10 protein-coding genes are annotated in these 14,388 nt (G+C 39.9%); 4 read left to right on the top strand and 6 right to left on the bottom strand.

The genetic code is table 11. The annotated features are described in order from the left end of the window. Positions 1 to 606: 606 nt before the first annotated feature. The 3 genes from ABF638_RS09065 to btpA form a co-directional block, all read right to left on the bottom strand. Positions 607 to 2,811, bottom strand: a complete 2,205-nt coding sequence (locus tag ABF638_RS09065; RefSeq protein WP_435022125.1) for a CHASE2 domain-containing protein — start codon at positions 2,809 to 2,811, stop codon at positions 607 to 609. Between the two features lie 650 nt (positions 2,812 to 3,461). After that, on the bottom strand, positions 3,462 to 4,445 hold the full coding sequence (locus ABF638_RS09060; RefSeq protein ID WP_435022123.1) for a vitamin K epoxide reductase family protein: 984 nt from the start codon (positions 4,443 to 4,445) through the stop codon (positions 3,462 to 3,464). Between the two features lie 188 nt (positions 4,446 to 4,633). Beyond that, positions 4,634 to 5,482 carry a photosystem I biogenesis protein BtpA gene (btpA, locus tag ABF638_RS09055; RefSeq protein WP_435022166.1) on the bottom strand — a complete coding sequence of 283 codons (849 nt, stop codon included), beginning with the start codon at positions 5,480 to 5,482 and terminating at the stop codon, positions 4,634 to 4,636. A gap of 758 nt (positions 5,483 to 6,240) precedes the next feature. Between btpA and rimO the strand changes: the two genes are divergently transcribed. Next, positions 6,241 to 7,560, top strand: a complete 1,320-nt coding sequence (gene rimO, locus ABF638_RS09050) for a 30S ribosomal protein S12 methylthiotransferase RimO (protein ID WP_435022121.1) — start codon at positions 6,241 to 6,243, stop codon at positions 7,558 to 7,560. Positions 7,561 to 7,831: 271 nt separating this feature from the next. Continuing rightward, positions 7,832 to 9,343, top strand: coding sequence for a DEAD/DEAH box helicase (locus tag ABF638_RS09045; RefSeq protein WP_435022119.1), 1,512 nt, complete (start codon positions 7,832 to 7,834; stop codon positions 9,341 to 9,343). Between the two features lie 257 nt (positions 9,344 to 9,600). Here the strand turns inward: ABF638_RS09045 and ABF638_RS09040 are convergent, their stop codons facing one another. Next, positions 9,601 to 10,548: an aldo/keto reductase gene (locus ABF638_RS09040; protein WP_435022117.1), complete on the bottom strand. Its 948-nt coding sequence runs from the start codon at positions 10,546 to 10,548 to the stop codon at positions 9,601 to 9,603. Between the two features lie 257 nt (positions 10,549 to 10,805). Then, positions 10,806 to 11,030: a hypothetical protein gene (locus ABF638_RS09035; RefSeq protein ID WP_109011393.1), complete on the bottom strand. Its 225-nt coding sequence runs from the start codon at positions 11,028 to 11,030 to the stop codon at positions 10,806 to 10,808. Between the two features lie 612 nt (positions 11,031 to 11,642). Between ABF638_RS09035 and ABF638_RS09030 the strand changes: the two genes are divergently transcribed. Next, entirely contained in the window at positions 11,643 to 12,836 is a 1,194-nt protein-coding gene (locus ABF638_RS09030) for a DUF262 domain-containing protein (RefSeq protein ID WP_435022115.1), read from the top strand. 15 nt (positions 12,837 to 12,851) lie between these two features. Further along, positions 12,852 to 13,919 carry an MAE_28990/MAE_18760 family HEPN-like nuclease gene (locus ABF638_RS09025; protein WP_435022113.1) on the top strand — a complete coding sequence of 356 codons (1,068 nt, stop codon included), beginning with the start codon at positions 12,852 to 12,854 and terminating at the stop codon, positions 13,917 to 13,919. Positions 13,920 to 14,191: 272 nt separating this feature from the next. Here ABF638_RS09025 and ABF638_RS09020 read toward each other — a convergent pair whose 3' ends face one another. Next, entirely contained in the window at positions 14,192 to 14,386 is a 195-nt protein-coding gene (locus tag ABF638_RS09020; RefSeq protein ID WP_435022111.1) for a hypothetical protein, read from the bottom strand. Between the last annotated feature and the right edge of the window lie 2 nt (positions 14,387 to 14,388).

Genomic DNA, 14,388 nt, shown 5'->3' with positions numbered 1-14,388 from the left:
TTATAGATTAACCTTAATTAGCTGGTATTAAATAGTCTTTATACTTAAGTAGTATTCTTAATAAGCTGTTTTTACATCAGTCTAAAGTTAGATATGTTGATGAATGACTGTGAGCATTTTGCTCAATTCACTATTTATTAATAATATCTTAATTTCCTTAAGTATAAACACTATGTTTGCTAAATGAATGGTTTAGATAAATATTAAATAATACTTATTTTATTGTATAGTTATGATTTTCTTAGAGTAAAGAACTGTAAAGATAAAATAACGTAATACTTATATTGTAAGGATTTTGCAACCCATGAAATTATGAAATGCCGCTATAAACCGAAGCAGTACAAGTAATATTTAATTATGTAAAAAATATTACACTAAAGATTTATTTTTTGATTACCTCTGATGACTAATTCCTTTCTCATCGATGTTCTTGGGTTTAGTCTTCAGGCAAAAAAGCCTTACTGGGTCTATATCTTGCCTAAACAACCATATATCCCATACTTTTTCAAGATAGTGCTTTGGACGTATCTCTAATACACATTCCTAATTGGAAGGTAAAAATTATAACTAAATTGAAAATAAATTGGAGACTTGACTCTTGACTAATTAAGCAAACTCGTAGCGATTTTTACCCAGACGCTTGGCACGGTACATTGCTGCATCTGCCTGTTTCATCAAAGTTTCACTGTCTTGACTGTTGTACGGGTAAACACTAATGCCAATACTGGCAGAGACTCGGATTGTATAGCCGTCCAAGACAATTGGCTTGGTAATACTGCTTAAAATTTTCTCAGCGACTTTAGCAGCTATTTGAACATTAGGAATTGCCCGTAAAATCACAGTAAATTCATCGCCACCCAAACGAGAAACCGTATCACTAGAACGTAAAGAGTTGCTGAGTCTTCCAGCGATAGTCATTAGCAAGCGATCGCCCGTCTCGTGCCCCAGAGTATCATTGACTTGCTTAAAGCCATCTAGATCAATAAACAGCAGTCCCAGCAATAAGTTGTTGTGTTGCGCCCAGTGTAATGACTCGTAAAGTTGTTCAGCAAAAAATTTGCGATTGGATAAACCAGTCAGGGGGTCGTGATACGCTAAATAACGTAAGTGGTCTTCTTTGAGTTTTAGTTCACTGTTAGAACGAAATAGTTCAGCAGCAGTACGCTTCAGCTGCTCCTCCATCAGCTTGCGCTGAGTAATATCTCGGATAACCCCAACTAAAAAGAAATTGCCAGCTGAGTCTTTGTGGAGCGATCGCTTAGTGGCAATTTGATGAGTCTGTCCATCTGCATTTGTAAATTCTTCTTCATGTTCCTGGGGTTGCTGAGTCCGAAAAACCAGATCATCCTGTTGTCGAAACACATCAGCTTCGTGTTTAGAGAAAAAGTCATAGTCTGACTTTTCAATTAATAACTTTTTCGGATAACCGATAAATCGACAATATGCCTCATTTAAAACAATCCACTGGTGTTGTTCATTTTTCACAAAAATTGGATCAGGAATCGTGTTGATGACGTGATGCAAAAATTCCTTAGAACGTTTCCACTCTTCCTGCATGTGGGCAATATGACCGATCATCCAAATAGCTGAACTACCAAAGCAAAACAGTGAGGGAATGAGTGGTATCCACCAACCATGCAAGAAAGCAACGTATGCACTTAGGGTAAATACAAAGCAAGAAACTAGGATACTAAGCAGGCTACTAGTTGCATTTTGCATCCGCCATGTCGTCACGGCTCCCAGATAAGACCAGACAAAAATCCACAAGTATTCCACCCAGTCAGTCCAGACTTTGAGTAATGGTCTTCCATCAACAGCAGCAGAGATTAACTCACTAATAAAATAAGCTTGCAGTTGAATACCAGGTACAGGCTTTGCCGTACCCATTAGGCTGCTGGAGTAAGGAATGAATACAAAATCCTGGAGACTGGGTGCTGTGGAGCCAATAAGTATAATCCGATCTTTGATTAAGTTTTCTTGGACTTTATCTGCCAGTACATCTCTCATCGATACCTGGCGAAAACTACAAAACTCTCCAGATGATCTTTGACATTTGGGTTTGGGAAAATTGGTCAAAATTTGGTAGCCTCTAGCATTAGCTCCCATATAAGCACCATCATTACCCTCAAAACGAGTAAATGCTGCCTTACCCAATTGCAAATACTCAGGATTACTTTTTGCTTTGCTAGGAGTAATATCTTCTGACTCTAAATATAATAAAGCCAGCTTCAGGGCAAAACTTTCGTGTACTTGATTATTGATATGCCAATATAACAAGCTGCGACGTATTTTACCATCAGGGTCATACAGTACGTTGTTAAAACCCACTTGGTCGCGACTCAGCCCCGGTGGAGGTAAAACTCCAATGTTTTTATTTTTATCATTTGCCAGTAATTCAATTCCAACTAAGTTCGGCATTGACTTATAAGCATTACGCAGTTCCTGGTTACCAGGCTCCACTGGCAAATTTCTGTAGATATCTAAGCCAATAGCACGGGGTTTGTGGACATTTAATTTTTGCAACAACAGGGCAATCTTTTCATCTGGAATCGGCCACATACGTACTTCGTCTAAATAGGCCTCATCAATCACTACAATCGTAATACGTTCTTCTGGCGGTTCATTTGGACGTAAGTGAAAAAATTGATCCAAAGCTGCTAACTCCAAAGATTGCAATAATCCGATGGAGCGCAAAAGTAGGACGCAGACTGCAACGCTGGCCGCAGTAATCAATTCTCTGTGTCCTCGACTAAGCGATTGTTTCAGTTCAAAGATTAACTTTACAAAACGCTTGCCTAGCTGCTGATTCATTCCCATTACCTAGTAGGCAGAAATATTCTCTATCTCCTATAGCTATTAACTATCGGACTAACATAGCTCAAAGGGGAGCTAAATAGAGTTTCTAAGAGTTTTTTCAACTCAGCAAGGTTATTCTAAGACATCATAGTATTTGTGATGTAATACCATACATTGAGGCCAATTATCTGACCAAACGGCAACCGGGACTTTTATGGCGATCAGCACAGATTAATAAATGCCGAAAACCTTGTCTGGTTAAGCTTACTCAATTAAAATTGCACATTTGTGATCAATTAGGTATTTTACTGAGAATTATGGTAATTCCCAACAGACACACCTTTGGGTTCGGCGCTGACATGATTACATCCCAAGGTGGCTCCCAAGTGCTGTAAAAAGAAATTAAAGTATACATTATCTTAAAGTAAATATACTTGATTAATTTCCTTTAGCGTCAGGTGTTTGCAAATAAAAGCCGTAGGAAAATTGATAATTGGGTATTAGACAAGACTTATTGAACTATTACCAAAAATAAAAAAGCCAACTGGAAACAGACTTTGCTGTATTCATCCAGTTGACTATTAGATGTAAACTACACCGTACAGCTAGGTTGGTGTAGGCTCCCTAATGGATTGGAAACCGCAGATGAAGTCTCTTCAAGTCAATTATTTAAAATACTTGAAGTTACGAGGCCCTGTGTAGGCAGAAACTTTCGCTAGTTCCTCTAAGTTTTGAACTCCGCTATAGCTTTTACCATTGATAATCCAAGTGGGAAAGCCTTCAATTTTTGCGGCTTGACAAAGTTCTGGTTGAGCTTTGAGTCCATCGGCAGCGCACTCTACCTTGATATCATTGTTGACTATTTCCTCAGCTTCTTTACCAAAAAGCAGCTTTTGTTCATGACAGTGAGGACACCAGTAAGCACTGTATTGCTTCGCACCTACTTTCGCTAGATGGCGTGCTAAGGCTATTTCTGCTTCACCAGAAGTAGTGGTAATTTCCCAACCAAATGCTGGGTTAGGTTTGACATTGGGAGTAAAGGCAATTTTTACAGGTTGTCCAGGAGTTCCAGGTGTAACCTGTGATTGATTCACACCAGCATAGACGCCTAAAGTACCAATCAGTGTCACCATCCCGACAATCAGAGCGGTAAATAAGATTTGTCCAATATCCTCCCAAGTGCGACCGATAATCGTCAGTACCAAAAGACTGAGGGAGAACAAAGCTGAACCAATACAGTAAGGACAAATAGCTTTGATTTGAGATGCCAACACGTACATTAAGTAGCCGCTAAAGACAGACATCGCGATCGCACCCACCAGCAGCAACCACCATGTCCAATTTTCCAATTGTTTGCGGCTATTGTTTTCCCCTGATTTAAATACCAAGGGAGCTAAAGCCAATACCACCATACTGATGTATGCCAAAAATCCAAACAAAGCTAACGGCTGACCAAAAACCGTTGCCCAAGGACTGGAAAGCACATCATTACAGCCCTTAGCACCAGCTTCGGCCACACAAGCGGCACTGCCTCCTGTTAACTTTTCTATGGTGAGATAACCTGTTATCAGGGCACCACATCCAGCGATCGCGGCAATCAATGGACGTGACCATTTATGAATCCAAGGAGTAGAACGACGGCGAATCATAAATATTAGGGAATGGGGAATGGGGAATGGGGAATGGGGGATGGGGAATGGGGAATGGGGAATGGGGAATGGGGAATGGGGAGAGACAAAGGAGGAATGACTTTTTAAATAATTCCCTTTGTTCTTTATGTCCTCCTAGCTCCTAATCCCTAGTCCCCAGTACCCAGTCCCTAGTCCCCATGCCCCAGTTAAGAATGCAACTTCACTTGTTCTGCTGATTTGCTTTCACCTTTGGAGTTCCAATTGCGACGGGCAGCTTCCACAAATTGACCGACGCGAATAGGGTCAATTGGTTGCTCTATACGTCCGTGACGTTTCAGCGAACTGGAAACTATTACGCCATCTGCTGCCTGCATCAATGTATCAATATTTTCCCAATTGGCCCCGCTACCGATGAACACTGGTGTGCCGTTTGCTGCGCCACAAGCTAGTTCCAAATCTTCTAAGTTAGGAGGACTACCAGTAGCCCAACCAGATAAAATCACTGCGTCTGCTAAACCCCTTTCAATGGTGTCTTTCACGGCGACTGTGAGATTTGGAGAACTCAAAGGACGGGCGTGTTTCACCAACACATCGGCCAGGATTTTAACATCAGAACCTAACTCCCGTCGATAACGGAGTAGTTGATGGGCTTCTCCCTCAATTAATCCTTGGTCGGTTGCCATCACCCCTGTGAGGACATTGACGCGGATAAATTGCGCTTGCACACAGCTAGCGATCGCCATTGCACTTTTGCCATCATTTCGCAAAACATTTAAGCCTATAGGCAAAGTCACTAAATTCTGTATCCGCTGCACCACAATGGTCATGGCACTCACAACCACTGGATCGACTTGGTTTTTGGTAAACGGCGCGTCGAAAAAATTCTCGACAATCAGCCCGTCAACCCCTCCACTTGCTAGGGCTGCGGCTTCTTGTTCGGCACGATCAATCACCGCTTTTAGGCTACCTCCCCAACGGGGTGAGGTAGGCAGTGGTAGCAGGTGAACCACGCCAATAATTGGTGAACGAGTTTTAAATATCTGATATAAGTCCACGTCTTTAATCCGCCTCGCGGAGTCCAGAGTCCAGAATTTTTTGACTATTGAACGCCAGTTCAACGCCACTCCCCTGAACAGAGAAAATCTCTATAGGGAGGTGGCTCTTCAACGGGGAAAACCCCGCACGTGACTGGCTCCTCTTGACCCTTGACTCTTGACTTTTCATTAACTAGTCAAATGTGTTTTATGATAGTCGGTTTACTGCCTCCTTCCTAAGATGGAAATTGGCGTGAAACCTCCCATAAGATATGTTAAGATAAAACCTGGCTACAAGAGGAGTTTGCCACTCACTAGACGCAAGGCAGCTTTCCGTGGTTTAGGCGTCTTGTCCGCGCATTGTCGTAGGACTTGCCAATCGCCAGGGTAGCATTACTGCTTTATAGGCGTAGTCGCTTTCGTCGATTTCCCTGAGGGTAGCGACTTCTCACAACAAGCCCTTTGGGCGGCTTCCCGATGGGTAGGTTAACAACGCACACGCTGTGGTAATGTAAAATACCAATAGGCGAATTGTTAAAAAAGATTACAAGTGTCAAATGTACCCAAAGACACTTCAATTTACCCTGGGGAACAGATTGATAAAAATATCATAACATGGCCTCTATTTTTATTTATTGATAGGGTCATAAGTCCACGGACAATTACTGACAGTGGAAATCTACTGCATACTGTTATCTGAAGGATAGTGATAGAAAAAAGCGAAATTAGCGCTGCGATGTTTGACTACAAGAAGAAAAAAATGAAGATATTTTCAAAATATGGGTGATAAGCCAACAATTGCCATTTCTCACCTGGGCTGCGAGAAAAATCGAATTGATACGGAACACATGCTGGGAATGCTCGTAGAAGCAGGCTACGGTGTAGATACAAATGAAGAGTTAGCCGATTACGTTATTGTTAATACCTGTAGTTTTATTGAAGCAGCCCGGCAAGAATCTGTCAGAACTTTGGTAGAACTGGCAGAGGCAAATAAAAAGATCGTAATCACTGGCTGTATGGCGCAACACTTCCAAGAACAACTTTTGGAGGAGTTACCCGAAGCAGTAGCTGTAGTGGGTACAGGCGATTATCACAAAATTGTAAATGTAATTGAGCGTGTTGAACTTGGCGAGCGGGTCAAACAGGTTAGTATCGAACCAACCTACATTGCCGACGAGACTACACCGCGCTATCGTACTACAACCGAGGGCGTAGCTTATCTACGGGTTGCAGAAGGATGTGATTATCGTTGTGCATTTTGTATAATTCCTCATCTTCGAGGGAACCAGCGATCGCGTACTATTGAATCTATCGTCGCCGAAGCGGAGCAGTTAGTTAGTCAAGGGGTAAAGGAAATTATTCTAATTTCCCAAATCACCACTAATTACGGTTTGGATATTTACGGTCAGCCAAAATTAGCGGAATTACTTCGCGCTTTGGGGAAAGTAGATATACCGTGGATCAGAATGCACTATGCTTATCCCACGGGACTAACCCCAGATGTGATCGCGGCGATCCAAGAAACACCGAACGTCTTGCCTTACCTGGATTTGCCCTTGCAGCATTCCCATCCAGATATTCTCCGCGCCATGAATCGTCCTTGGCAAGGACGCGTAAATGATGGGATTATAGATCGCATTAGAACGGCGCTACCAACAGCCGTAATGCGGACAACATTTATTGTTGGTTTCCCAGGAGAAACAAGCGAGCATTTTGAGCATCTACTAGAGTTCGTTCAGCGGCATGAATTTGATCATGTTGGTGTCTTCACCTTTTCCTCTGAGGAAGGAACCCCAGCTTACAAACTACCAAATCACTTGCCCCAAGAAGTGATGGACGATCGCCGATACCAACTGATGGAACTCCAGCAACCGATTTCTCAAAAGAAAAATCAACAGGAAGTAGGCAAAATCGTCGATGTCCTGATTGAGCAAGAAAACCCTGAAAGTGGTGAATTAATCGGTCGTTCAGGTAGATTTTCCCCAGAGGTTGATGGTCTGGTGTATGTCAAAGGCCAGGCAAAATTAGGAACCATCGTGCCAATAGCGATTCACCACGCTGATACATACGACCTCTATGGTCAGGTAGTCAATAATTAAATTGTCCTTTGTCTTTTGTCCTTTGTCTTTTGTTAAATGACCCTTATATATTCATCCTTATCCTAAGGTCAATACTGCATTAATGGCAGTTTTCATGAGGGTTTACCTAAAACGCTGGCGGACTTGTTGACATAGCCTCTCTAAGAGTTGAGGCTCCGCTATCGCCCTTGGCTTACCAATAGCCAATAACTAATGACTAATGACTAATGACTAAATGACTAATGACTAAATGACTAATCCAAAAATCCTTACAAAAAATTTAGGAGAATTAATGACTCTTTCATTTCAAGAATTAGGCATTTCCCAAGAACGTGTCGAACAACTAGAAAAAATCGGTTTTACCGAACCTACTAACATTCAAGTACAAGCAATTCCCCAATTGCTGAGTGGTCGTGATGTGGTAGGTCAATCTCAAACAGGAACAGGCAAAACGGCAGCATTTTCACTGCCAATATTAGAGCGGTTAGATATTAATCAAAGAGCCGTACAAGCCATAGTTTTAACACCAACTCGTGAATTAGCAATGCAAGTTCACGATGCGATCGCCCAATTCATCGGTAATGAAGGATTGCGGGTGTTAGCAATCTACGGTGGTCAATCAATTGACCGCCAAATGTTACAACTCAAACGTGGCGTTCACATGGTCGTGGGTACTCCAGGACGGGTGATCGATTTGCTAGATCGCGGCTGTTTAAAGCTCGATCAAGTGAAGTGGTTTGTGTTAGATGAAGCTGATGAAATGTTGAGCATGGGCTTTATCGACGATGTGATCAAAATCCTCTCGCAAGCGCCCGTAGATCGCCAAACAGCTTTATTCTCGGCAACAATGCCACCCTCGATTCGGATGTTGGTGAACAAGTTCTTGCGATCGCCTGCAACTGTCACCGTTGAACAGCCAAAAGCCGCTCCCAACAAGATTAATCAAGTAGCTTACTTGATCCCCCGCCACTGGACAAAAGCCAAAGCTTTACAGCCAATTCTGGAAATGGAAGATCCAGAAACAGCTTTAATCTTTGTTCGCACCAGACGCACAGCCGCAGAACTCACCAGTCAGTTACAAGGTGCTGGTCATAGTGTCGATGAATACCACGGTGACTTGTCCCAACAAGCGCGGGAACGGTTATTAATTAGATTCCGTAACCGTCAAGTTCGCTGGGTGGTAGCAACTGATATTGCAGCAAGAGGGTTAGATGTCGATCAACTCTCCCATGTAATCAACTTCGACTTACCCGACAGCGTAGAAACCTACGTCCACCGCATTGGTCGTACTGGTCGTGCTGGTAAAGAAGGAACAGCAATTTCTTTAGTACAACCATTTGAGCGCCGCAAACAGCAAACATTTGAACGTCATAACCGCCAAAGTTGGCAAGTGCTGACAATTCCCACACGCGCCCAGATTGAAGCAAAACACATTCTGAAATTGCAAGAACTAGTGCGAGAAGCTTTGACAGGTGAGCGTTTGGCTTCGTTCTTGCCAATTGTCAGCGAACTGATTGAAGAATACGATGCTCAAGCGATCGCCGCCGCAGCATTGCAAATCGCTTACGATCAAACTCGTCCTGCTTGGTTGAGTTCAGACGTGGAAATTCCTCAAGAAGAATCTTCTGCTCCCAAACCAAGACTTGGTAAGCGTCGTGAATCTTCCAGCGATCGCCCCCGTGCTGCGTGGAAATCAGATAGCAGCAATGGAGATGAAGAAAGACATTCTTCACCCAAGCCCAAACTGCGGACAAGTGGAAGTGGTCGTGAATCTTCTGCATCCCCTAGTAAAAAGCTAGGTTAACCTACAGCTAGGGAATCAGCTTCTTAGTCAACAGTTAATCAATTTTGGATTTTAGATTTTTTCTTCAATCCAAAATCCAAAATTCCAAATCTAAAAATTGGCAGAGTTGAGAGTTAAGAGTCAGGAGTTAAGATTTTGACTTTATGCTCTTGACTTTTTGGCTTTTTTAGTCTTTGAAGACGCGATAAATCGCGTCTCTACATGAGGGTTTTGTTGCTCACTCTGAACTGTATTGTTTTTTAGACAAATCAAAAATACTACAGCCAAAGACGACTAAGTTGTTCTAACTCTCCAATTTCATCGTCGTTCAATCTCCAGCCCAAAGCACCAGCATTTTGCCGCACGTGTTCAGCTGTCTTCACCCCAGCAATAGGAATAACATTTCCCTGAGCAATTAACCAGTTGAGAGCAACTTGAGCTGGAGTGCGATCGTATTTTTCCCCGAAATTGCGTAGCAAAGATATGACTGGGGCAATTTTTTGTAGACCTTCTTTCTTAAATCGTGGGTCTATTTTCCTCGCACCAGTTGGGATTTCAGTACTATCAATGCTGTACTTTCCAGTGAGTAATCCCTGTGCTAAAGGACTATAAGCCAAGATAATCACACCCAACTCACGCGCAGTTGTGATAATACCTTGGCTTTCAACTTGGCGACTGAGTAAAGAATAACGCACTTGATTCACAGCCAAAGGCACTCCACGGGCCGCCAATATTTGATGTGCGTCTCGCATTTGCTCTGCTGAGTAATTACTCACACCGACTGCGGCAATTCTGCCCCGCTTCACTTCATCTGCTAAGGCATTCATCAAAGTTTCTTGACTTAAAAAGAAGGCAAAAGGCCAATGTACTTGATACAGGGCGATTCGCTCTAATTGCAAGCGTTTGAGGCTGGCTGTTAAAGCATCAGAGACGGATTGGGCTGTAAATCGCCACGGTAGGGGGCCAAATTTCGTGGCAATTTGTACAGATTGTTGTGTCTGTTGCAGAAATTCTCCCAAAAATTTCTCTGATAATCCCATTCCGTAGACTTCGGCTGTATCAAAGAAGGTAATACCAGCTTCTAAGGCTGCTGTAAAGGCTTCTTGTAACTGTTCTGGGCCGTAGCGATCGCCATAATTCCAAAATAGTTTATCACCCCAAGCCCAAGTGCCTATGCACAAGGGTGTAACAACTGGGCCATTTTGCCCCAATGTGATGTTTTCCACGGTTGCAAAATTTAGTTTATTTACATTTCTTTACTTTTATAGTGTATCGTTACAGCGCGATCGTCACCACTTGGACGCAACTCTTGTTGTGCGTAGGCGTAGCCCGTCGTAGACATCGCGCCTTGCAGTAAAAATTTAAAATCTAAATCAAACTCGCATAAACAAGATCCCCGACTTCTCGAAGAAGTCGGGGATCTGCGATCTGCAATTCTCACAAATCAAATAGGATTGCTATAGTTGAGTGTATTTACTTGTATTTATGAATTAGATGATTTATCCTGCTTGGCTTTTTTGATTAATTCCATGTAGACATTAATCTCACTAATTTCGATATCATGCTCAACTCTGGTTACTTTCCATTTCTCCTTTTTTAGGTAAACTTCTTCTCCTACTCTGGGAGTAAATTGGAGATCATAGAACTTTTTTAGAAAATCTTTTTGATTTTCTTCCCATAATATTACTTTGACTGGTTCTTTACTCATTGCTTATGCCTTTTTGATTACTAGATGAAGGTAAGTAGTTTGATGACATACATACGGCAAGTTTATCTTACTAATTCAATGGAATAGCGTAGTTAAAACCACATTTTCACATTGAATTTTTTATGTAGCTTGATTCCGTCCGATAAAGTTACAGTACAATACCAGAACTTCAGTAAATATTACTATTAGGTTTACTATAAAATTTTTTGTCAGTCAGGCAGTATTTGCTGCTATTTTGAATACAAGTCTATCAACAGTTCAAAAGTTATAAATCAATCGGTCATAATCGTTTCAGTGGCAATGCTCTTAAGCTGTTGTACCTAGTTAAGAAACGGGGATTGAATGGCGTGATTGATTAACGTAAGGGGTCAACTGTTACAATGATTGTGTTTTAACTAATGCTGAAGTGTGATCATGCTGTCAAATAGTTATAGCCTCGTTTTGTAGAATAGCTGAGATTAACAGATTAGCTATCTGAAAATTTGTGCATTAAAATGAAAATTCAAGCCTTGCAAGCCTTTTGAAGGCATCTTGTAGGTTTTTATATACATGGATGTACAGTGTCATCTATGATTAAAAAAGTTGATCACCATAAAATCTGGAGACCTCTGCATGACAACAAATAGTCATTTGATTCCAGGCGAAACATTTTCTTTATCAGATAAGTCGGATAATCTTCAAATCTCTCTTCCAGATGATAAGATTAATGAAAAATATAATAAGGGAGAGATAAGAATTGTAACGGAACAAGCTCGTTACCCACTTGATAGTATTGAAACTATGCTTGACAGTCAAAAGTATATTCTAAATCCTGAATACCAGCGCAGAAAGAGGTGGGACAATACTCGAAAATCTCGTTTGATAGAATCATTCATAATGAATGTGCCGATTCCGCCTATCTTTCTGTATGAAGTCGATTACTCTATTTATGAAGTAATGGATGGGCTACAAAGGCTAACAGCTATTTATGATTTTTACAAAGGAAAATTTGATTTAGAAGGGTTAGAATATTGGCAGGAACTTAATGGGCGAAATTATAAGAACTTACCGCAACAAATTAAAAGAGGAATAGATCGGCGTTATTTATCATCTATTGTATTGTTGCAGGAGACAGCAAAAAGCGCAGAAGAAGCTGATTCTCTCAAGCAAATAGTTTTTGAAAGATTGAATAGTGGCGGAGAAAAACTAACTCCACAGGAAACAAGAAATGCCTTACTAAATGGCAAGTTTAACCAATTGTGTATAAAACTTGCTCAAAACGACTCTTTCCGTAAGATGTGGAAGTTACCTTTAGAATCCGAAGGAGAAAAAGAATTACTTAAAAGTGAACCTTATCGCAAAATGGAAGATGTTGAATTGGTTTTACGATTTTTTGCTTATCGACATATAACTAACTTCAAATCCACAGTGGATAAATTTTTAGATGACTATTTAAAGCAAGCAAATAGTTATCAAGATCAAACAATAAAAAATCTTGAAGCCCTTTTTAATGAAACTATTAATTTGATTTATTCAATATTTGGAAATTCAGCTTTTATACCACCAAAACAAAAGCGTGACAATAAAGTTCCATTAAAAACTATTTACGATCCATTGATGCAGGTGTTTGCAAATAATATTTCGCACAAGGAAAGTTTCCTCAAACATAGTCAATCAATAAAAAGTGCTTTATATTCCAATAAAGAATTGCTATACGTTAAGGAAGAGAACAATAGATTCCTTTTTGATGGTAGAGACAATAACAAAAAAGATGTAGAATCACGCATAAAATATTTTCATAACTTTCTACAAGATTATATATCATAAGCTTTAGTAGAAATTATGCATACAACATCATTGGAGAGCTTCAAAAAAGAAATCAATCAAGTACGAGAATATTTTAAACATATTCAGTATGTGAATAATTTGGTAGATTATACTGGATTGCAGACTAATAATGAACAAATTGAATCGTCGCTAAGTACGTTGACAGAGCATCATAGAAGTTTTGGAACTGATAAAAAAATATTTGAGTACAAAGCATCTATTATTTCACTTTATGGGTTGCTAGAAAAATATGTAGAAATTTGGATTAAGGAATATCTTGATTCCCTTTCTAGTTTAGTAAGCGAGTATAAAGAAATAGATGAAAAAATCAGAAATAATCATTTTGAACTTTCTTTAAAACTAATAAATACTATTGTAAGTAGAGAAAGTGCCAAATATCAGCATCTTACAAAAGAAGAAGTTTTAGAAAAGCTAAATAAATGTATTGTAAACCCTATAAGTTACAAATTTAATACAGAAGCTTTTGTTCTGTCATCAGGTAATTTGAAGCACAAACAAATTGTAAAGCTATTTGAGCTTATAAATGTTAGTTTGAATGATGCATTAAAAAAAAATCAAACATTAATTCAATATATTAAAAATGAGAAACAAATTAAAAATATACCCAATTTAGATACAGATACTCTATACAATACAATAAATGATTTAGTTGAAAGAAGAAATCAGATTGCTCACGGTTCAGAAGTATTAGATATTTTAAGCATATCTGGATTAGAGCCTTATATACAATTTTTAGAAAAATATTGCCAAGCTCTTTTGGAAATATTAGTTGAGGAATTTATTAAAAAAGAATCAATATCTACATTTAAAAAAATAGAAAAAGTAATTAAAATCTTTAGTAATAAAGTATTGGCATTTGAAATCGAAAATTATACGATAAAAGTTGAAGATATGCTTATAATTGAAACAGCAGAAGGTAACTTTTACAAAAAACCTATTTTGACAATTCAATTAAATAACGATTCATATACAGAACTTAGAATTACAGAAAAAGCAAATATTTCTATCAGTGTTGACACTAAAATCAAAGAAAATCAAACATTTTACATAGTAAAGCAATAATTCCAGCTATTAATATTTTATAATCTTCGGCAAGAAGTGTGTAGTAGTGAAGCAGCATAACAATTTTTCGGGTGAGTGAGTGTAGAAATGCTATGCAAACTTTAGAGACTGGAGTACCCTGCTAGCAAGTCCCAACTCTGATGAAGTCATGAGCTTCTTAATATGTCAGATTTCGGCGCGATCGCTCTGGAAACCAGAAAAGAACAATTGAGGATTCTTATCAAGCTCTCCTCATTTTGCCAAAATATGACAACAGACATGAAATATCAATTCTATGTATTTTGCTGTGCGGCAAGCTGGACAGCCTCTATATCAACATTGAGATGTTGAGCAATCTGCTCCATACTCATCCCTGTTTTTAGTAACAGAGGCACAGTAAGTTTCAATATTTCAGTTTTCCGTTCTTCTCGACCCTCGGCTTTCGCTTCCTGATAAACTCTTGTTTGCTCCAAAGTCAATCCCAGCATAG

Origin of the sequence: Nostoc sp. CALU 1950, from assembly GCF_051172895.1 — a bacterium.
In the GTDB taxonomy this organism is placed as follows: domain Bacteria; phylum Cyanobacteriota; class Cyanobacteriia; order Cyanobacteriales; family Nostocaceae; genus Nostoc; species Nostoc edaphicum_A.
The sequence above is the reverse complement of the archived record's forward strand: the minus strand, read 5'-3'. Positions and strand labels throughout refer to the sequence as shown.